18 protein-coding genes are annotated in these 20354 nt (G+C 37.6%); 14 read left to right on the forward strand and 4 right to left on the reverse strand.

Going from position 1 to position 20354, the window contains the following annotated elements; translation table 11 throughout:
* Window positions 1-12 precede the first annotated feature (12 nt).
* The gene (locus V4P54_RS01490; RefSeq protein ID WP_455477389.1) at window positions 13-1356 is read right to left on the reverse strand and encodes a D-alanyl-D-alanine carboxypeptidase; all 1344 of its coding nucleotides are present in this window, start codon (window positions 1354-1356) and stop codon (window positions 13-15) included.
* Window positions 1357-1998: 642 nt separating this feature from the next.
* Between V4P54_RS01490 and clpA the strand changes: the two genes are divergently transcribed.
* A complete protein-coding gene (gene clpA / locus V4P54_RS01495) occupies window positions 1999-4350 on the forward strand; it encodes an ATP-dependent Clp protease ATP-binding subunit ClpA (RefSeq protein ID WP_455477390.1) in 2352 nt (783 codons plus the stop codon).
* 7 nt (window positions 4351-4357) lie between these two features.
* Here the strand turns inward: clpA and V4P54_RS01500 are convergent, their stop codons facing one another.
* Both V4P54_RS01500 and V4P54_RS01505 read right to left on the reverse strand, forming a co-directional pair.
* The gene (locus tag V4P54_RS01500; protein ID WP_455477391.1) at window positions 4358-4780 is read right to left on the reverse strand and encodes an HIT family protein; all 423 of its coding nucleotides are present in this window, start codon (window positions 4778-4780) and stop codon (window positions 4358-4360) included.
* Window positions 4781-4861: 81 nt separating this feature from the next.
* Window positions 4862-5323: a RidA family protein gene (locus V4P54_RS01505; protein ID WP_455477392.1), complete on the reverse strand. Its 462-nt coding sequence runs from the start codon at window positions 5321-5323 to the stop codon at window positions 4862-4864.
* A gap of 145 nt (window positions 5324-5468) precedes the next feature.
* Here V4P54_RS01505 and V4P54_RS01510 point away from each other — a divergent pair, with 145 nt between their 5' ends.
* The 13 genes from V4P54_RS01510 (at window position 5469) to lpxB (ending at window position 19532) form a co-directional block, all read left to right on the forward strand.
* On the forward strand, window positions 5469-6293 hold the full coding sequence (locus V4P54_RS01510; RefSeq protein ID WP_455477393.1) for an EipB family protein: 825 nt from the start codon (window positions 5469-5471) through the stop codon (window positions 6291-6293).
* 158 nt (window positions 6294-6451) lie between these two features.
* Window positions 6452-7225: a 30S ribosomal protein S2 gene (gene rpsB, locus V4P54_RS01515; protein ID WP_455477394.1), complete on the forward strand. Its 774-nt coding sequence runs from the start codon at window positions 6452-6454 to the stop codon at window positions 7223-7225.
* 115 nt (window positions 7226-7340) lie between these two features.
* Window positions 7341-8261 carry a translation elongation factor Ts gene (gene tsf, locus V4P54_RS01520; RefSeq protein ID WP_455477395.1) on the forward strand — a complete coding sequence of 307 codons (921 nt, stop codon included), beginning with the start codon at window positions 7341-7343 and terminating at the stop codon, window positions 8259-8261.
* A 113-nt stretch (window positions 8262-8374) separates the two neighbouring features.
* The gene (pyrH, locus tag V4P54_RS01525) at window positions 8375-9094 is read left to right on the forward strand and encodes a UMP kinase (RefSeq protein ID WP_455477396.1); all 720 of its coding nucleotides are present in this window, start codon (window positions 8375-8377) and stop codon (window positions 9092-9094) included.
* 38 nt (window positions 9095-9132) lie between these two features.
* Window positions 9133-9693 (forward strand): ribosome recycling factor, encoded by a 561-nt coding sequence (frr, locus tag V4P54_RS01530; RefSeq protein WP_455477397.1) that lies wholly within the window; start codon window positions 9133-9135, stop codon window positions 9691-9693.
* Between the two features lie 748 nt (window positions 9694-10441).
* The gene (locus V4P54_RS01535) at window positions 10442-11257 is read left to right on the forward strand and encodes a phosphatidate cytidylyltransferase (protein ID WP_455477398.1); all 816 of its coding nucleotides are present in this window, start codon (window positions 10442-10444) and stop codon (window positions 11255-11257) included.
* A 16-nt stretch (window positions 11258-11273) separates the two neighbouring features.
* Entirely contained in the window at window positions 11274-12422 is a 1149-nt protein-coding gene (rseP, locus tag V4P54_RS01540; protein WP_455477399.1) for an RIP metalloprotease RseP, read from the forward strand.
* Between the two features lie 205 nt (window positions 12423-12627).
* A complete protein-coding gene (gene bamA / locus V4P54_RS01545; protein WP_455477400.1) occupies window positions 12628-15021 on the forward strand; it encodes an outer membrane protein assembly factor BamA in 2394 nt (797 codons plus the stop codon).
* Between the two features lie 66 nt (window positions 15022-15087).
* A complete protein-coding gene (gene lpxD / locus V4P54_RS01550; RefSeq protein ID WP_455477401.1) occupies window positions 15088-16140 on the forward strand; it encodes a UDP-3-O-(3-hydroxymyristoyl)glucosamine N-acyltransferase in 1053 nt (350 codons plus the stop codon).
* The gene (gene fabZ / locus V4P54_RS01555; RefSeq protein WP_455477402.1) at window positions 16137-16598 is read left to right on the forward strand and encodes a 3-hydroxyacyl-ACP dehydratase FabZ; all 462 of its coding nucleotides are present in this window, start codon (window positions 16137-16139) and stop codon (window positions 16596-16598) included. Before lpxD ends, fabZ begins: the two co-directional genes overlap by 4 nt.
* Before the next feature lie 30 nt (window positions 16599-16628).
* Entirely contained in the window at window positions 16629-17453 is an 825-nt protein-coding gene (gene lpxA / locus V4P54_RS01560; protein WP_455477403.1) for an acyl-ACP--UDP-N-acetylglucosamine O-acyltransferase, read from the forward strand.
* Window positions 17454-17455: 2 nt separating this feature from the next.
* The gene (locus tag V4P54_RS01565) at window positions 17456-18328 is read left to right on the forward strand and encodes an LpxI family protein (protein ID WP_455477404.1); all 873 of its coding nucleotides are present in this window, start codon (window positions 17456-17458) and stop codon (window positions 18326-18328) included.
* A complete protein-coding gene (lpxB, locus tag V4P54_RS01570) occupies window positions 18321-19532 on the forward strand; it encodes a lipid-A-disaccharide synthase (protein ID WP_455477405.1) in 1212 nt (403 codons plus the stop codon). Before V4P54_RS01565 ends, lpxB begins: the two co-directional genes overlap by 8 nt.
* Here lpxB and V4P54_RS01575 read toward each other — a convergent pair.
* Window positions 19522-20295, reverse strand: a complete 774-nt coding sequence (locus tag V4P54_RS01575; RefSeq protein ID WP_455477406.1) for an amino acid ABC transporter ATP-binding protein — start codon at window positions 20293-20295, stop codon at window positions 19522-19524. The genes lpxB and V4P54_RS01575 overlap by 11 nt on opposite strands.
* Between the last annotated feature and the right edge of the window lie 59 nt (window positions 20296-20354).

The following is a 20354-nucleotide window of genomic DNA, read 5'->3' on the forward strand; positions in this document are numbered from 1 at the left end:
ATTTTAAAATTTTCAGTAGGCTACAGCATAGCAGTTAAAATTTGCTTTCTTTAAAACAGAACAAGCGTGAGACGCAGCTTTTTTTGATTGGAATCCTGTGAAGCGAGCACGGTAATAGTGGCGTCCACCTTTTTCAAATAATTGCATATGTGAAGACGAATTTTTCAAAGCCGAGTAGGCAGTATTTTTCACTTTCAAAAGCAGATTTTTTGCTTGTTTTTTATCAGAAAGAGAGCCGATCTGAATAGCCCACCCAGAATTTGTTGATACAGAAGCAGCAACAATTCTATCAATTTTAACGGGTATGATTTTTGGGGGATTGGGAATTGGTACAATTGGCTGTTTTATAGAAGCCACTATGCTATAATCTTGAGGTTGTTTTGCAATTGACGTTAAAATTGTAGAAATTTTATCACCAAGATTAGTTAAGTCAGCTTTAACAGTTGGTATAGGGGTATTTGCACCAGTAGGTAAATCATAGTTAGAAGAGGCCATTAAACGTTCATTATCCATTCGTCTTGCCTTCGGTAAATATTGATTTAATAGGTTGGCCATGTGGTTATCGCGCGCAGTAGAAGATTTAGCTCCCATAACGACAGCAACGATAGAACGTCCCTCAAGATTCATCGATGTGGCTAGATTGGAACCAGACATTTGTGTGTAACCTGTTTTAATTCCGTCGACACCCTTCATCGTTTTGATTAATTTGTTATGGCTGTTAATTGTTTGTCCGCGAAAAGTAAAACTCTTTATTCTAAATAACTTATACTGTTGAGGAAAATGTTTGCGTAGAGCCAATGATAAAGTAGCCATATCTTGTGCTGTAGAATAATTGCGTATATCTGGAAGGCCTGAAGCATTTGCAAAGCGAGTATTTAGCATACCAAGTTTACGCGCTTTTTCCGTCATTATATGAGAAAATTTTCTTTCATTACCACCGAGATATTCGGCAACAGCAACAGCAACATCATTTGCCGATTTTGTAATTAGCGCTTTCGCAGCTGCTTCCGCAGAAATTGTTTGTCCTGCTTTAAGTCCTATTTTTGTTGGTGGACGTGTTGCTGCGTAATATGAAATGGGAATTGGTGTATTTGGTGTCACACGACGCATACGCATGGCTTCAAAAAGGAGATACAACGTCATTATTTTTGTTAAAGAAGCAGGATATCGTTTTAGCTTTGAATTTTCTTGAAATAATGTTTTTCCTGTATTTGCATCGATAACGATAGCAGCATACTTATCGGGATAAGCTTCCTTTGGAGTTGCTGATGCGCAATGATAAGAAAGGGCTAAAACGATAAAAGCAATTGCTACCTTCTTGCAGCAATGCGCAATTTGGGGGCAGTTAATGTACACGTGTTATGTCCTACTTCCTCATTTACTTTGAAGTTTCTTATCAAAGTTCCTCTTGTTTGCAGTCTTTAACGCAAGTTAGATGAATGATGTTACCAATTTATTTACAAAAATCATTTTGTGCATTGTTATATTTGACTTAATCTGACTGCAAAGGAAAGCTCTTTTTAACACAAACAGTTGTTGCAATGGTTACGAAAGCAGTTGTTGCAATGGTTACGAAAGAGCTTAAAATCAGCAACGAGGTGCTGTGCACAGGAAATTGCAATGGTACAAAAATTAACGACAAACTCCATAATTTGCATTGTATATAACAAAAAGGGCAAAAATTTGGAAAAAAGCGTGTGTGATGTCTCTGCTATGTTCAAGGTTTCACAGGAATTTCAGCTTCCTGAGTCGTATTACATTTTTTTTCTTAATAACGATTGTGTATTTGTGAATTTTTCCATGCTTTGTTTTGAAAATTTTCTTGAAAGAAAATTCAAAAAAACAATATGCATTATCTTTAATACTTATCAGAATGAAATAAGCGAATATGGGATTTACGCTTTTGAAATGACTCAAATAAAATTTGATAATTTTGTAAAGTGTGCACGTCAAAATAAACATTTGTTTCCGTGTGTGATGAAATGGAAGTGAGGGGCTATGCCATCTTTTACGCCCAGTCTTGAAGAAGTTTTGCATCGTGCATTGACAATGGCTAATCAAGCACGACATGAATACGCGACATTGGAGCATCTTTTGCTTGCCTTATTAGACGATATTGATGCAAGTTCAGTTATTCAGGCGTGTCAGGTAAATTTGGAAGAATTACGGGAACGATTAACTAACTATATTCAGTCAGAGTTGAATACTCAGATAGGAACCAATGAAGATACAAAGCCGACGACGTTTTTTCAGCGTGTTATCCAACGTGCCGTAATTCACGCACAGTCTGTGGGAAAAGATGAAGTTTCAGGAGCCAATGTTCTCGTTGCAATTTTTTCTGAACGTGAAAGTCATGCAGTATATTTTCTTCAAGAAATGGGAATGACACGTTATGATGCAGTACGTTTTATTTCACATGGTATCACGCATAATGATGGATTATCTATGTTACTTGAGGATCTTGAAGAGCAATTAGATCAGCAGATTTCGGATCCTAATGAAAAATTAACGGACGCTCTTACTTCTTATTGTATTAATCTAAATTGCAAAGCGCGTAGTGGAAAAATTGATTTACTGATTGGCCGTGACGCGGAGGTTTCAAGAATGATTCAGGTTTTATGTCGAAGGTCAAAAAACAATCCGCTTTTAGTCGGTGATCCTGGTGTTGGAAAAACAGCAATGATTGAGGGGTTAGCCAGACGTATTGTTGATGATCAGGTGCCTGAAGTTTTATCAAAGGCAACAATATTTTCTCTTGATATGGGAGGTCTTGTCGCTGGAACACGCTATCGTGGTGATTTTGAAGAACGATTGAAACAGGTAATTAAAGAGTTTGAGAAGTATCCAGATGCTATTTTATTTATTGATGAAATTCATACGTTAATTGGAGCAGGAGCTACGTCTGGAGGAAATATGGATGCAGCAAATCTTTTAAAACCGGCATTATCTTCTGGAACTATTCGATGTATTGGTTCGACAACTTATAAAGAATATCGCAAAATTTTTGAACGGGATAGGGCTCTAGAGCGTCGTTTTCAGAAAATTGATGTTAATGAGCCTTCTATTGCTGATACGATTAAGATTTTGCGAGGATTGAAGCCTTATTTTGAAGATTTTCATCGAACAAAATACACTGATGAAGCAATAAGAGCATCTGTAGAGTTATCCTCCCGGTATATTTTTGATCGCCGGTTGCCTGATAAAGCAATTGATGTTGTTGATGAGAGTGGTGCAGCACAGATGCTTTTGCCAAAAAAGAAGAGAAAAAAGAGTATAGGTATCAAAGAAATTGAAGCTACTGTTGCAACTATGGCAAGGATTCCAGCGAAAACAGTTTCCAGTGATGATCAGAAGATGTTGAATAGTCTTGAAAAGACACTCAAACGCATTGTGTATGGACAAGATAAAGCAATTTCAGCGCTGGTATCATCGATTAAATTAGCAAGGGCAGGGTTGCACGAATCAGAAAAACCAATAGGCAGTTATTTATTTTCAGGACCAACAGGTGTTGGGAAAACTGAAGTTGCAAAGCAGCTTGCATCTTCTTTAGGAATTGAACTGTTACGTTTTGACATGTCAGAGTATATGGAACGGCACACAGTTGCACGCTTAATAGGTGCTCCTCCAGGTTATATAGGGTTTGATCAAGGAGGTCTCTTAACCGATGCTATTGATCAGAGGCCTCATGCAGTTTTGTTATTAGATGAGATTGAGAAAGCGCACCCAGATTTGTTTAATATTTTATTGCAAGTGATGGATTATGGTAAATTAACAGATCATAATGGAAAAAAAATTGATTTCCGAAATATTATTTTAATTATGACGACGAATGCTGGCGCTTCAGATATGGTAAGGTCGGCTATTGGTTTTGGTAAAGTGTATCGTGATGGTGATGATATAGAAGCAATAAATCGATTATTTACACCAGAGTTTCGTAATCGATTAGATGCTATCATTCCATTTGAACCTTTATCTCGAGCAGTTATTAGTCAGATTGTGCAAAAGTTTATTTTTCAACTTGAAGCACAGCTTGCTGATCGAGGGATCAGTTTTGAAGTAAATACTGCTGCAATGATTTGGCTTGCTAACAAAGGCTATGATTCTCATATGGGGGCACGTCCATTGATTCGCGTTATAAGCGAATACATTAAAAAACCGTTGGCGGATGAAATTTTATTTGGAAAATTACGCAATGGTGGAATAGTTCACGTGTCAATACATAAGCCAAATAGAAGGAAAGAGGAGTTACAGTTACAAATTTCATCTTCTAATGTGCCTTTTTGCTCAAGGAGCGATAGAGTAACACGTTTTGCGAAAAGACGTGTTGGAAAAACAAGCTCTGCAACTTAAGAGTTTTTCAAAGAGCGGATCGAATTTTTTTTGCATTCTCTTCAAGTATTTCTGTAGGTGTTACAACATCGCAGTGAGAAGAAAGGCTTATACCTTCCATACGAGGTATGATGTGAAAATGGAGGTGGTAAACGGTTTGTTGACTTGCTGCTTCATTAAATTGCATAATTGTTATTCCATCTGCTTGAAATGCCTTTTTTGCTGCGCGAGCAATTTTTTGGACAGCTTTAATTATTGGAAATAACGTTTCAGTATCCGCGTCCAGCAAGTTTCTGGATCCTTTTCGAGGAATAACCAATGTGTGTCCTGGAGCTTGAGGCATGATGTCCATAAACGCGATAACATCATCATCTTCGTAAACACGAACAGAAGGGATTTCGTTACGAATCAATTTAGCAAAGACATTGTTATTGTCATAAATCTGTTTCATATGAAAATATCCTTATAACGAATTTTAATTAAAGTTTTAATTTTAGAACGGAAGGAAGAAAAAAGTTGTTGCTGTTAAAATTTAGATTTCCACAATGGCTTCAATTTCTACAGGAACATCCATAGGAAGAGATGTAACACCGATAGCAGAACGAGCGTGTTTTCCTGCTTCACCAAGAATTTTGATTAACAAATCAGAAGCGCCATTGGCAACAAGAGGAATGTTTGTAAAAGAGGGATCTACAGAAACAAAAACAGTGATTTTTACTACTTTTTTTATTTTATTTAAGTTACCAAGGGTTGCTTTTACTTGCGCAAGGATGTTAATAGCGCACACTTCGGCCGATTTTTTTGCTTGCTCTGTGTTAACGGTTTTACCAACCTTGCCAACTGCTACTGGGTTTCCATCAACAAGAGGGAGTTGTCCAGAAATAAAGAGTTGATTACCGCTTTGCGATACTGTTACGTAATTGGCAATGGGCTGTGTCGCTTTGGGAATGGTGATGTCAAATTTTTTTAGATTGTTATCGATCAAGTTGGTCATAATTTAAACTCCATGGCTACTATAATATATCGGCTTCATATTTTGCATAAACTGTTTTTGTATTCGAGGAAATGTGTGATTAATTAAGATGTTAATTTTGCCTCATCATGTGGTGGTATGCAATGAGATAAATTGGAAATTTGGAATGATCAGACTATTATTTGTAATAATTCTATATGTTTCTTTTTTACGTGTGGTAGGAGCTGAGGAACCTGTTTTTATTGCGCCTCATCGGGCAATTTACGATTTTCAGCTTGACAGTACTTCCAGTGAAATGGCAATTCTGGGTATGTATGGAAGAATGGTTTATGAACTTACGGGCTCAGTGTGCAGAGGTTATACTACACGCTTCCGTTTTATCAGTCGTGTGCACGTCGAGGATATGCCTGCACGTTTGACCGATCAACAGACGGTAAGTTATGAAACAGGAGATGGTCATACATTTCGTTTTAGTGTCATAGATCAGGTTGGGCAGGATCCTGCGCATAGTACCGAAGGGGTTGCTGAGCGTACTAAGGATGGTATTTTAGTTAAATTAAACAAGCCAAAAGAACAAGAACATCAGTTTACGATGGCTGAGTTTCCAATTACTCAGTTGAAAAATATTATTCGGCATGCAAAAGCAAATCAACGTTTCTATCACACTACTGTATTCGATGGGACGAATAAAGCAGACAAAGTTGTAAAGGAAAGTATAATCATTGGGGATGAGAGAACGGGAACATCTGATGATGAAATAAAAAAATTTGGTAAATTAAGTGATGAGGGGTATTGGCCTATTACGATTTCCTATTTCGATGATATAGAAAATAAAGATGGCTTGCCGATTTATCATACCAGTTTCCTTCTACATCAAAATGGTGTCATGCGTAATCTTCGCATAGATTACGGAAATTTTGCGGTTCGTGCAAAATTGAATAGTCTTGAACTTTTTGAAGATGAGAAAAGAGGTGGTGAGTGCACACATTGATTTTTTTCAGAAAATAACTTGAAAAAGAATCAAATATTAGTATGGTCATCTTATTCCACACGCGGAGTTTGGGTGTTTGCAAGGAAATTTAGCGAGCGTCCGCCGGTAGTAGGTTTTCCTACTTTTTTCGCGGAGGTTAAACCGGAAAGGATAGATTTATGGCATTACCAGATTTCACAATGCATCAGCTGTTAGAAGCGGGTGTGCACTTTGGTCATCAGACACATCGTTGGAATCCAAAGATGGCTCCTTATATTTACGGGCAGCGCAATAATATTCATATTATCGATCTTGCTCAGACTGTTCCTCTTTTGCATCAAGCGCTTAAGCTTGTTTCAGATACTGTAGCGCGAGGTGGCCGCATTTTATTCGTTGGTACTAAGCGGCAAGCATCTGATATTGTTGCTGATGCAGCGAGTCGTTCGGCACAATATTATGTTAATGCGCGCTGGCTTGGTGGCATGCTTACAAATTGGAAGACGATTTCTCACTCAATTCATCGTTTGCGTAAATTGGACAAAATTCTTTCTGCTGAGGCACAGGGGTTTACCAAAAAGGAGCGTTTAAATCTTGAGCGTGATCGTGAAAAGCTTAATCGTGCGCTTGGTGGTATCAAGGATATGGGATCTGTTCCAGATCTTGTGTTCATTATTGATACAAATAAAGAGAATATTGCGATACAGGAGGCAAAACGTTTGGGAATTCCAGTTGTTGCAATTATTGATACAAACTGTGATCCGGATAGCATTGATCATCCAATACCAGGTAATGATGATGCTTCTCGTGCAATTTCTCTTTATTGTGATCTTGTCGCTCGTGCAGCTCTTGACGGTATTGCTCGTCAGCAAAGTGCAATGGGAATTGATTTGGGATCACAGGTAGACGTGCCTATAGAGCCTGTTTTAGAAAATGCAGTTTTGGTTTCTGAGTGATAATTTTTAGAGATGTTTGTTGAGGTATTTAAATTTTAGAAGGGGAAAGCTGTAGGTACATACAGGATTTTCCTTTTTCGTTTTTTCATCGTTACAGAATAAAAAGAGGCAAGTTATGAGCATTACTGCTGCACAAGTGAAAGAACTTCGGGAATTATCAGGTGCCGGTATGATGGACTGTAAGGCAGCTCTTGCAGATACCAACGGTGATATGGAGGCTGCGGTTGATTGGCTTCGTAAAAAGGGGATAGCTAAGGCGGATAAGAAGGCTGGTCGTGTAGCGGCTGAGGGTTTGATTGCAGTCATGTCAAAAGATGCAAGCGCAGTTTTGGTTGAGGTGAATTCTGAGACAGATTTTGTTGCACGTAATGATGCATTTCAGACTATAGTGCGCAATGTGGCAGCGGCTGCCTTAGGTACGCAAGGCAGCGTTGAAGCTACTTCTGCGTCTTTTTATCCAGGTTCTCAGAAGACTGTAGAGGAAACAATTAAAGATGCAATCGGTACTATTGGTGAGAACATAACATTCCGTCGTTCAGCTAAATTGTTTGTCGATGATGGTGTTGTTGCTACTTACATACACAATAGCGTGGCTGATGGTCTTGGCAAGCTTGGTGTTTTGGTTGCTATTGAAACCACAGGAAGTAAGGAGGAGGCTGCTGTTTTTGGTCGACAAGTTGCAATGCATATTGCTGCGACAAATCCTTTAGCTTTAACGGTGGAAGGTATTGATTCTAGTATCATTGAGCGTGAAAGAGAAATTTTTTCAGATCAAGCACGTCAATCTGGTAAGCCTGAGGCAATCATTAAAAAGATGGTAGAGGGGCGTATGCGTAAATTTTACGAAGAAGTTGTTTTGTTATCTCAGCCTTTTGTTATGAATCCTGATGTTACTGTTGAGGCAGCTTTAAGGGATATCGAGAAATCGATCGGTGTTCCTATAAAAATTAAAGATTTTATCCGCTTTGCGTTGGGTGAAGGTGTGGAAAAAGAGGAACCAGATTTTGCTGCAGAAGTTGCTGCTGTGAAAGGTTAGTAGTTTTGTGGGTTGTTCATAAATTATGATTTTGTTGCTGGCAGTAACGTGTGAGACAGTATTTTTAGTAGTGTAGAAAGCGAAAAGTAAATGTTTTTTTTGGGAAATTATCAATGACTTTGAAGCTTCAGTATAAACGCATTCTCTTAAAGGTTTCTGGTGAAGCTCTTATGGGAGAACAGAGCTTTGGTATTGATGTTTCAGTTTCTGATCGTATTGCTGCTGATATCGCTGAAGTACGAGCGATGAACATAGAAGTCGCTATTGTCATTGGTGGGGGTAATATTTTTCGTGGAGTTGCTGGTGCATCTCGTGGTGTGGATCGTGTTACTGGTGATCATATGGGAATGCTTGCTACTGCTATTAATTCTTTAGCATTGCGAACATCATTAACGAAGTTAGGGGTTGAGGCAGTTGTATTGTCTGCGGTTTCTATGCCGCAACTTTGTGAGAGTTTTTCACAGCGGAAAGCGATCAATTACATGAACCAAGGAAAGATCGTTATTTTTGCTGGTGGTACCGGAAATCCATTTTTTACTACTGATTCTGCCGCTACTTTACGTGCTGCAGAAATTGGTGCGGATGTTTTATTAAAAGGGACACAAGTCGATGGTATTTATTCTGCGGATCCAAGGCTGGATCCTGCTGCTGAGCGTTTTGATCAATTGACTCATGTTGAGATTTTACAGCGTGGATTGTCTGTTATGGACACAACGGCAGTTACTTTGGCGCGTGAAAACAATGTACCTATTATTGTGTATTCTATACATGAAGAAGGTGGTTTAGCTAGAGTATTAAACGGGACGGGGAAGTTTACCATTGTATCAGAGTAGAATGTATTCTTCAAATCATCATTAAAGGAGATAAAAGTATGGATATTGCGTCGGTTATGGATGATCTGAAGCGTCGCATGAGTGGTGCGATTTCTGCTTTTAAGCATGAGTTGAATGGTTTGCGAACTGGGAGAGCATCAACAAGCCTACTAGATTCGTTAACAGTTGATGCTTATGGTTCTGTCGTTCCTATAAATCAAGTAGCAAATATTTCTGTTCCAGAGCCGCGTATGCTTTCAGTTTCTGTATGGGATAAAACTATGGTGGGGGCAGTAGAGCGTGCTATTCGTGATTGTGGCCTTGGTTTAAATCCCATAACCGATGGAGTAAATTTACGTATTCCTTTGCCTGAGTTAAATGAAGAACGCCGCAAAGATCTTGTAAAAGTTGCGCATCAATATGCTGAACAGGCGCGTATCGCTACTCGTCACGTTCGTCGAGATGGCATGGATAATTTGAAAAAACTAGAAAAAGAAGGTGAAGTTAGTCAAGATGAAGCTCACAGCTTATCTGAAAAGGTTCAAAAACTTACTGATGAAACAATTGCTGATATTGACAAAATTTTAGCTGAAAAAGAAACTGAAATTCTGCATGTTTAGTCTTGTTATATTGTAATGCTATTAGCTGTTTCGTATCTTTTGTTACAGATTAGAGTGAAGTATAGGTGCAGTGGGGTATGAAGTAAGGAGAACTTATTTCTTGTATTATGTGTTGTACCGGCTATGCTGGTTTTATGAAATCGATGGTTTTAAAATTTCTATTTAAAAACGTGGTAGGATTATAGGCCAAGGTAAATCATCTGCTAAGATAGTATGAGTGTTTTCTATTGGTGATCAATTATGTATTCTACAGTAGGTTTTTATTTTGGAAAAGTATACACGTAAAGGGTAAGGTTCTTTGTATTATTTGCTACTTTTCATTATGAAAAAATACAGAAAAAACAGTTTAGGTTCTTGTTCCTTATACAATTCATTTTTTATGTGTCCGCAATTTTTAGTGAGTTGTTGAGAATTTAGTTATTAGCTTTGTGGTGTTAAATAAGTATCAGATTCAGATTCAATTATTTTTATTCCCTAATGAATGGTAGGTTGAAATAGTATTTTCTGTTTTTAATGATAGGCAGTATATTAAAAGTATGTTTTAGATTAATTTTGACGAGTAAGTTTTTGAAACAGAAGTAATTGATCTATAGTTGTGTATTCCTTAGTGTTGGTACATTGCACCTTTTGTGATAAATTACAGGTAGAATTTGAAAGGTATGAGTGTAAATAGGAACGTTGTTGAAAAGAGGTTCTTTCCTGCGTTATTTTAGGTTTGCATTTTTTATTTTATTGTTTGGATATTGTTTTGTCTAACCTTGTTTCTCGTGTTCTAACAGCTTTTGTTTTTGGTATTATTGTTTTGTATCTAACGTGGCTTGGGGGCACTTTATTTTTTTTATTTGTATGGGTAATTGGTGGCTTCGTTCTTTACGAATGGGTTAGTATCACGAAGGAAAAGTGGAATATTTTACAAAAAATACTAGCTTATGTTTTTTACTCTGTTTTTGGTTTATTTTTGATATTAGACGTACCTTCTTTATTAATTTTTTGTATTTTGATAATTTTTGCAGCACTGTTGTCTATTGGGGCTATTGGAAGTGTTGGTTGGGTTTTTTTTGGTTTTTTATATGCAACTTTTCCGGTTGTAGCTTTATCTCTTTTAAGGGGTTATGAAACGTTAGGATTTTGGGCTGTTATCTTTTTATTCACAATAGTATGGGGAACAGATATTGCTGGATATTTTTGCGGGCGTGCATTTGGAGGGCCTAAATTGGCGCCGCGGTTTTCTCCGAATAAGACGTGGTCAGGTGCTATTTGTGGCACATTTGTTGGAGTTTTTGGTGGTATATTAGTTGCTTCTTTGGTTTTTGATACGCGTTTAACAGATTTTTTTATACCACTCCTTACTTTTGTTTTATCCCTTATTTCACAAGTAGGTGATTTGGGGCAGTCATGGCTAAAAAGGAAATTTTTTGTTAAAGATTCCAGTTCCTTATTGCCCGGACATGGTGGATTTATGGATCGTATGGATGGGCTAGTAGGAGCTGCGTTCCTTCTTTATCTCATTGGTTCATTGATATCTGGTATGGATACGCCTTTCAATATTTTTTGTATTGTCTAAATTAGGAGAAAATATCTTGGAACTTTTGAATCAAATAATTGCGATGAGCGAATTGTTTTTAAGAAGTTTTGGTATTCTTTTCACTGTAATAATTATTATTTTTGTGCATGAAATTGGGCATTATTTTATTGGGCGGTTGTGTGGTATTAGGGCATTAGTTTTTTCGCTTGGATTTGGGCCGCAGGTAGCAAGTTTTACAGATAAGAATGGTACGCAGTGGCGTTTAGCACTCATTCCTTTGGGGGGATATGTCAAATTTGTTGGGGATGGAGATGAAAAAGACATATCATTGTCTCGATCATTTTCAGTTGTGTACGGTTCATTTGCCAGTGCTCACGCTTGGAAAAAAGCAGCAACAGTTTTGGCTGGTCCTCTATTTAATGCTCTTTTTACCATTGTTGTTTTAACATTTTTTTTCTTTGTTTATGGACGTATGACCATTGAACCTGTTGTTGGTTCTTTAGTAAAAGATTCTCCCGCTGTTCAGGGAGGTTTGGTAATAGGTGATCGTTTTCTTGAAATGGATGGTCGACAAGTTAAGAGTTTTGAAGATTTAGTTAATTATGTAACTTTTCGCGGTGGAGATCCTATAAAATTTAAGATAAAGCGTATGGGTCGTGTGTTTACGACGGTTATAACGCCAATGGTGATTGAGCGAGATGATGGATTTGGTAATCGAGTTCGAAGTGGGGTGATAGGTGTAGGGGTACCTGTTGATCCAGATAATCCTTTGAATTTAGATTTAACTTATAAAAAACACATTAATTACAATTTATTAGAAGCTGCAAAAGAGGCATTGGAGCGTTCAGTACTTATTGTTAAGCAAACAGTTTTTTTTATTATACGTTTAATAGGTGGTAAAGAAGATTATTGCCGATTAAGTGGTCCTTCCAAGACAGTTAAAATTGCTTGGCAGGTCAGTGAAACAGGTTTTGTTTCTTTGTTGAATTTTATGGCTTTTTTCTCAATTAATATTGGGCTTATCAATCTTTTTCCGATTCCACCGCTTGATGGTGGGCATTTATTATTTCATCTTATTGAAGCTTTTAGGGGGAAGCCAGTTTCCGTTAAAATTCGGGAAATTATTTTTTACTTTGGTTTTTTTATTGTTCTTTTATTTATGATTTTTGCTCTTTTAAATGATTATTTTTGTTGGTTTGTTTAATTAAATTATGGAAAACATTTTAGAAATTGGGTAGTAGTAGGAAACACAAATTGCAAGTCGTTTACCATGTCTCCAAAATATTGTGGCATTGTGCGCTGTAATTGGTAATTAAGGGGGGGGGAGAGTGTCACTGTAAATATTATGGCGGTTGCAGTGAATTTTGGGGCGTTATGTTTAAGGAATAATATAGGGTAAGATAAAGCCGATGACCACGAATTCAAAATTTTTAAATGCAGCATCTATATTGGTGTTAACTGTGGGTATTTTTTTTCCAACTGTAGCTTTTGTATCGTTTGCTACGATGAGGGAAGCACAGGCATCTGTTTTTGATACTATTGAGATTCGTGGGAATAAATTTGTGAGTTCCCAAGTAATTCGAGACAACCTTGGTATAAGGGTTGGCGATAATTTTTTTAGTGGTGACATTGATGCTGCGGTAAAGCGGCTTTTTAAATTAGGTTTATTTTATGATGTTAAAATAAACCAGGTTGGTAGTAGGTTAGTTGTTTCTGTCAAGGAATACGAGGTTGTTAATCAGGTATTATTTCAAGGGAATAAATCTATAAAAAATCCTTCCCTCATCCGTATCATTTCTTTAAAGCCAAATGAACCTTTTAATCCTACCAAGCTTTCTGATGATTTAAGGGCAATCCGTGAGGCTTATAAAACCGTAGGTCGTAATAATGTTTCCATTACTTCCCAAACTATTAATTTAGGAAGGGGACGTGTTAACGTAGTGTTTAGCATTGTTGAAGGGAGAAAAACAAAGATTAGTGATATCACTTTTAAGGGGAATAATGCTTTCGGAAGTTACCGCTTACGGGATGTTATTTCAACAAGGCCTTCTGGAATATTTGCTATGTTGATGCAAGGTGATGTTTATAGTTCTGAGCGTTTGGCTGCAGATGAGGAAGCTTTACGTCGTTTTTATTACAATCATGGTTATGCCGATTTTCGGGTTATTTCATCCAAGGCAATTTTTGATGAAATGAGGAATGCATATAAGATTGATTTCGTCCTTTATGAGGGAGTGCGCTACAAGATTAGTGATGTTAAAGTTGAAAGCGATGTGGATGGGATTGATGTTCAGTCGATAAAGGGAGCGCTTAAAACAATTCCAGGTGATATTTACAGCGCGGAAAATGTCGAAAAGTCTGTTGCAATTATTAATAACGAGGCTGCTAATTCTGGATATGCTTTTGCCAAAGTTGAGCCGCGAGGAAATCGTGATTTGTCTAATCATACAATTTCAATTCTGTATAATATTGAACAAGGTCCAAGGGCTTATATTCAGCGCATTGAAATACGTGGTAATGAAAAAACGCGTGATTATGTTATTCGTCGTGAAATTGATTTAAATGAGGGAGATGCTTACAATCAGACTTTGGTGCAAAGGGCAAAGCGTCGGTTAGAAGGTCTTGGATTCTTTCATTCTGTTAATATTTCAATGGTTCCAACGGATCAGTCTGATCAGGTTATTTTAGTTATAGATGTGGCTGAGGCTCCGACGGGAGATCTTTCTTTTTCTGGAGGATATACGACTGGTGGTACAAGCCCTGGTGCTTCGCTTGAAGTATCTGTGACGGAGCGTAATCTTGGAGGGCTTGGTCAATTTGTTCGCTTGAGCTTAGGTGCGGGGCAAGAGAAGTCTCGTAATTACAATTTATCATTTATCACTCCTCATTTTTTGGGTTATCGCTCGTCTGCAGGTATTGACCTTTTTAGGAGTACTTACAGGGTTGATAAGGCGTATGATGTACGACAGACAGGTGGAGCACTTCGATTTGGACTCCCCATTAATGATCAATTATCCGCTAATTTAGCTTATTCTTACGTGCAGGAAGAATATGATTTTGGTAAGGATTACAAACTAACAAGTGAAAGTGAAAGGGAGTTGTATGAAAAATATTCTGGTGCGATTGTTCAAGCAGTAAAACATAGTCCTTGGAAGCGTTCATCGATTAGTTATGGTTTTACTTATAATTCTATCGATAATATGAAAAATCCGCATAATGGATTGTACGTTCGTGTTCTTCAAGAATATGCTGGGCTTGGTGGGGATGCAAGATTTCTAAAGACTACAGGTAAAGCTATGATGTATAAAACGCTTTCTGATAGGTTTGATCTTGTTAGTTTGCTTTCTGTTGGTGTTGGTCATATTCATGAAGTAGGACGAGATGGTGTTCGTATCTTTGATATGTTTAAAATGGATCTGGATATGATTCGTGGATTTCAGTACAATGGTATAGGTCCGCGTCAGGCGTCTAATAAGGGGGATGCCTACTTCTTAGGAGGAACAACTTATATGAATGCAACTGCTGAAGTACAGTTTCCTATACCTGTGGTACCAGAAGGTTTAGGGTTTCGTGGTGCTTTATTTACAGATGTTGCAACGCTATATGGTAATAATTATAAACCTCTTTTTGAGGGAGAGGCACCGGTTACAAATATTAAACGTGCGTGGCGTGTATCTGCAGGTGCTAGTTTGATGTGGGAATCGCCATTTGGTCCATTGCGTTTTGATTATGCTTGGCCAATAGTGAAGCAAGATGGTGATCGTGTGCAACAGTTTAATTTTGGTATTTTTACTAAATTCTGATCTAAAATTTCTTCGGAAAGAGAGTTTTTAATGAGAATTTTTTAAGCTGAGAGAGAAAGTGTTTTGATGGCGGATACATTTTTTTTTACGCCGTCTCGGCGGTTAACGGTTGCTAATGTTGCAGAGTTGACGGGTGCAAAGCTTCTTAATCCAGAGTTTTCTAATGAGGTTATAAACACTCTTTCTTCACTTGAGAGTGCTGTGGAGGGTTCCCTTGTCTTCGTGGAGAATCGGAAGTTCTCTGATGCTTTATTGGGAAGTTCTGCTGCTGCTGTTTTTTGTACAAATGAAATTGTTTTAAAGGTTCCAGAATCTATGGCAATCTTGGTAACATCTACGCCACAACGTGATTTTGCTCAAATTGGTCGTATTTTATTTCCTGATTCTGTTAAACCGATGCCTTGGTTTGGGAAGAAAGAAATTTCACCGCATGCGCATATTCATCCAAGTGCTAAGCTTGCATGTGATGTGTGTGTTGAAGCTGGAGCCGTTATCGGTAAAAATGTTGAAATTGGCTCTGGAACTCTTATTTCTTCAACTGCAGTTATTGGTGAAAATTGCCGCATTGGTCATGAATGTTATATTGCTCCAAGGGTGACGATTCAATATTCCCTGATAGGAGATAAGGTTCATATTTATCCTGGTGCTTGCATTGGGCAGGATGGTTTTGGCTATATTGGTAGTGTTTCTGGGGTTGAAAAAATTCCACAGCTTGGCCGTGTTATTATCCAAGATGGCGTAGAAATTGGCGCGAATACGACGATTGATCGTGGAACATTTGAGGACACAGTTATTGGAGAGGGAAGCAAAATTGACAATTTAGTACAGATTGCCCACAACGTGAAAATCGGACGTTATTGCCTCATTGCTGCTCAATGCGGCATTGCTGGGAGTACGTCCATTGGCGATATGTCTCAGCTTGGTGGAAGTGTTGGAGTTGCAGATCACATTGTAATTGGTAAATATGTTCAGATTGCTGCTGGTAGTGGTGTTATGAATGATATTCCAGATGGTGAAAAATGGGGAGGGAGTCCGGCGCGACCGTTTAAACAGTGGTTTCGTGAAGTGGCGGCGTTGCGTAATATTGGCAAAAGTAAAAAAGGAGAAACGCTAATATGATCAACACTGGAGAAGCTAAAAGCTTAGAAGCCATAGATATCAAGAAGTTGTTATCAATACTACCACATCGATATCCGTTTTTATTGGTTGATCGTATAATTGAAATTTATGGTGAGCAAAGAGCTATTGGCATTAAAAATATAACAATTAATGAGCCACATTTTACGGGACATTTCCCTATAAATCCAGTTATGCCAGGAGTTTTGATTTTAGAAGCTATGGCACAAACAGCAGGAGCAATTTCACTCTTAAAATTGGGCAACAAGAAAGAGAATTTAGTTTATCTTATGACAATTGATAATGCTAAATTTCGTAAGCCTGTTATACCTGGTGATCAGTTGAAGATACATGTTCAGCTCCTAAAGAAAAGATCTAGTATGAGGCGTTTTTCATGTATTGCTGAAGTAGAGAATTTCCGCGTCGCTGAAGCAGAGATTGCTGCTATGATTACTGAATAAGAATAAATAATATACAATAAGGATTTAAGAATGTCCGGCGTGAAAATTCACTCAACTTCTCTTGTAGAGAAGGGAGCGCATCTTGGTAAAAATGTGTTAATTGGACCATTTTGTTATGTTGGTTCAGAGGCTGTTATTGGTGATGGATGCAGTTTAATTAGTCATGTTGTGATAATTGGGAAGACAACATTAGGAGCCAATAGCAAAGTATTTTCTCATGCAGTATTAGGTGCAGAACCTCAAAATAATAAACATAAGGGGGGGGATACGACTCTTTCCATTGGGAAAAATTGTACAATTCGCGAAGGCGTGACAATGCATAGAGGATCTGATTCTAGTATAGGGATGACAATTATTGGTGATAATTGCCAGTTTTTTTGTTATGCGCATGTTGCTCATGATTGCAGTGTTGGAAGCCATGTAACATTTGCTAATAATGCAATGATAGCTGGTCATGTTACCGTTGGTGATTATGTTATTATAGGTGGTGGTTCTGCTGTTCATCAATTTGTTCGCATTGGTCATCATGCATTCATTGGCGGTGTTTCTGCTTTAGTTGGCGATCTTATCCCCTACGGAACAGCTGTTGGTGTACAAGCAAAATTAGCTGGATTAAATATTATTGGGATGAAACGTGCGGGCATCAAACATAAAGATATTCATGCATTGCGTCATGCGATTGTTATGCTTTTTGATAGAAGCAAACCATTTAAGGAACGTGTGAGCGATGTTTCTTGTTTTTATTCTACTTCTCAACCTGTTCTTGATGTGGTGCATTTTATTAAAGAAGAAGGAAAACGTTTTTATTGTACACCAAAATTTGAAGGTAACAGAATGAAAGAAAATAAGGATTAAAAATGTCTATTTTTAGTGCCGGAGATTTTTTTTCTAGCCGAACTGCTATTATAGCGGGAAGCGGTGTTCTTCCTGTCACTGTTGCTAAAGAACTTGAAAAACGTGGACAAAATCCTTTCCTTGTACTTTTGCGTGGTGAAGTAGATGCTGCTCTTTATCATTATGAGCACTGCGAATTATCAATTGTAGAATTAGCGCAGCTCATTAAAGTCTTAAAAGAAGCTTCAATTTGTAACATCATTTTAGCAGGTGGGGTAGAAAAACGACCACTTCTTAGGCAATTACGACTGGATTGGACAACTTTTTTAGCTTTACCTAAATTGTTTAGAGCTTTAAGGTCTGGAGATGATGCGTTGCTAAGAGCTTTTATACATATTATTGAAGCATATGGTTTTTTTGTTGTCGGTGTTCACGAAATTTTGCCAGATCTTTTAGCTCCGGTAGCGTTTAATTTAACTATACGGCGTGCTACCAGAAAAGAGAAAATTGATATTTTATTAGCCGCAAAAGCAGCAAAATATTTAGGTCAGTTAGATATTGGGCAGGCTGCTGTGGCTATCAATGGTAGGGTTGTTGCAGTGGAAGGGGCAGAGGGAACTGATGGTATGTTGAGGCGAATTTGTGAAATGCGAGAAAGAAAAAAAATTCCGCCTAAGGGAGGTGTCCTTGTTAAATGCGCAAAGCCACAACAAGATCATAGAGTTGATTTACCATCAATTGGACCCATGACAATAATGAATATGGTAAAAAGTGGTTTATCTGGTGTTGCAGTGGAGGCAAATAAAAGTTTGATTCTGTCAGTGAAAGAAACAATAGCAAAAGCTAATGAATATTCACTGTTTATAGAAACATTTGAAAATTTTGATCATGAATGACTGTTCTTTAAAAATTGCTGTTATTGCGGGAGAAGAATCTGCTGATTTTCTTGGAGCAGATCTGATTTCTTGTTTATTGCAACAGACGGGATGTAATATTCGTTTAATTGGTGTCGGTGGAAGACATCTAGAAAAACTAGGCTTGAAAAGCGCTTTTGATTCTAATGATATTGCTTTAATAGGTTTGGGGGCAGTATTAAAAAATATTCCGTCTCTTCTCATGCATATTCGAAATTTGTCTAAATTTATTGCACGAGAACAACCAGACTGTTTGATTATTATTGATGGTCCTGATTTTACTCATCGTGTCGCAAAAAAAGTGCGTTCTTTGGCACCTTCTATTCCTATTATTCAATATATTGCACCAACCGTTTGGGCATGGCGTCCAGAACGTGCTAGTGCTATGCGAAAATTTGTTGATCATATTTTAGCTATTTTTCCCTTTGAAGAAAAAATTATGAAGGATTTAGGAGGTCCTGCAACTACTTATGTTGGGCATCGTCTTTTGACATATTCTCCTCTTTTAAATGTTCAATCAGAGAAAAAACGTCTGTATGGTAGGAAGAAATCATTTTCCACGCTTGTTATTCTGCCAGGTTCTCGTAAATTAGAAATTCGCTACTTAATGCCAATTTTTGGAAAAGCAATAGCAATTCTTGAACAGCGTATTCCTAATTTACGTATTATTTTGCCAACATTGCCGTATTTTTTTGATGAAATTCGTTGTTTTGTGCAGGATTGGAAAAGCAAAGTAGAGATTGTTGTTGGCGAAGAGAGAAAATGGCGTGCTTTTGCAGATGCAGATGTTGCACTTGCGGCGTTCGGAACAGTTTCACTCGAATTAGCATTGGCTAAAATTCCAATGGTTCTTTGCTATAAACTTGATTTGTTTTCTAAATTATTCATTCTTCCAAAAATAACGTTATGGAGTGCAGCTCTTCCAAATATTATTGCTGACGAACCTGTTGTGCCTGAGTATTTTAACGAGTTTCTGCGTCCTGGTATGTTGGCAAGGCAAATAGAACAACTTTTACAAAATCCTTTATTACGGAGAGTACAACTTGATTCTTTTGAAATAGTTAAACAAAAGATGGAAACTAAAGAACCATCAGGAGCTGTTGCGGCTCAAAAAGTCGTCTCTCTCCTTCAAAAGCAAGAGCATTTAAATTTTTTAAGCAAAAACGTATTTATGATTAATGCGTAATTTTAGCAAGAAAATCACAAGCCCGTTGGCTCTTAGGATTTGTAAAAAATTCATCAGATATTGTATCTTCGATGATTTTTCCACTTTCTAGAAAGAGTATTCTCTCTGAAACTTTGCGAGCAAACCCCATTTCATGAGTAACACAAAGCATTGTTATACCTGTATCTGCCAATTGGATCATAACCTCTAAAACTTCTCCAACGCTTTCTGGATCAAGAGCTGATGTTGGCTCATCAAAAAGCATTACTTCAGGTTCCATACAAAGTGCACGTGCAATGGCAACACGCTGTTGCTGTCCCCCAGAGAGTTGTAACGGATATTTTTCGCAGTGCTTTTCAATACCAACGTGTGCAAGATAGCGAATTGCCCGTTCTTTTGCTTGCTGTTTAGAAAGTCCTTGAACTGTCATAGGCGCTAAAATACAATTTTGCATAACTGTCATATGAGGAAATAAATTAAAATTCTGAAAGACCATACCTATTTTGCGTAAAACAATTCTTTGTTGTTTTATGGGAGAAGAATGAATATCGACATCATTTATACAAATCGAACCTTTTTGTGCTTTTTCTAATTGGTTAATACAGCGAATCAAAGTTGACTTCCCTGATCCAGAAGGTCCACAGATAACGATGCGCTCACCGATCTCAACATCTAAGTTAATGTTATGCAATACTTGAAAATTTCCGTACCATTTACTTAAATTTCGAATGGAGATAACAGGATTTTGAGTGCTATCAATAGGTTTGCTATTTTCTGGATTCATCTTGTTATATTTTCTCGTTTGTTAATACAATATTTTAGTTTGGTAAAGGTTTTTATGAT

The organism is Bartonella sp. B41 (assembly GCF_053795765.1).

Excerpts from the sequence above, each read along its gene's own strand:
- clpA (WP_455477390.1), top strand. The coding sequence starts at position 1,999 with ATGCCATCTTTTACGCCCAGTCTTGAAGAAGTTTTGCATCGTGCATTG.
- V4P54_RS01500 (WP_455477391.1), bottom strand. The coding sequence starts at position 4,780 with ATGAAACAGATTTATGACAATAACAATGTCTTTGCTAAATTGATTCGT.
- V4P54_RS01505 (WP_455477392.1), bottom strand. The coding sequence starts at position 5,323 with ATGACCAACTTGATCGATAACAATCTAAAAAAATTTGACATCACCATT.
- V4P54_RS01510 (WP_455477393.1), top strand. The coding sequence starts at position 5,469 with ATGATCAGACTATTATTTGTAATAATTCTATATGTTTCTTTTTTACGT.
- rpsB (WP_455477394.1), top strand. The coding sequence starts at position 6,452 with ATGGCATTACCAGATTTCACAATGCATCAGCTGTTAGAAGCGGGTGTG.
- tsf (WP_455477395.1), top strand. The coding sequence starts at position 7,341 with ATGAGCATTACTGCTGCACAAGTGAAAGAACTTCGGGAATTATCAGGT.
- pyrH (WP_455477396.1), top strand. The coding sequence starts at position 8,375 with ATGACTTTGAAGCTTCAGTATAAACGCATTCTCTTAAAGGTTTCTGGT.
- frr (WP_455477397.1), top strand. The coding sequence starts at position 9,133 with ATGGATATTGCGTCGGTTATGGATGATCTGAAGCGTCGCATGAGTGGT.
- bamA (WP_455477400.1), top strand. The coding sequence starts at position 12,628 with ATGACCACGAATTCAAAATTTTTAAATGCAGCATCTATATTGGTGTTA.
- lpxD (WP_455477401.1), top strand. The coding sequence starts at position 15,088 with ATGGCGGATACATTTTTTTTTACGCCGTCTCGGCGGTTAACGGTTGCT.
- fabZ (WP_455477402.1), top strand. The coding sequence starts at position 16,137 with ATGATCAACACTGGAGAAGCTAAAAGCTTAGAAGCCATAGATATCAAG.
- lpxA (WP_455477403.1), top strand. The coding sequence starts at position 16,629 with ATGTCCGGCGTGAAAATTCACTCAACTTCTCTTGTAGAGAAGGGAGCG.
- V4P54_RS01565 (WP_455477404.1), top strand. The coding sequence starts at position 17,456 with ATGTCTATTTTTAGTGCCGGAGATTTTTTTTCTAGCCGAACTGCTATT.
- lpxB (WP_455477405.1), top strand. The coding sequence starts at position 18,321 with ATGAATGACTGTTCTTTAAAAATTGCTGTTATTGCGGGAGAAGAATCT.
- V4P54_RS01575 (WP_455477406.1), bottom strand. The coding sequence starts at position 20,295 with ATGAATCCAGAAAATAGCAAACCTATTGATAGCACTCAAAATCCTGTT.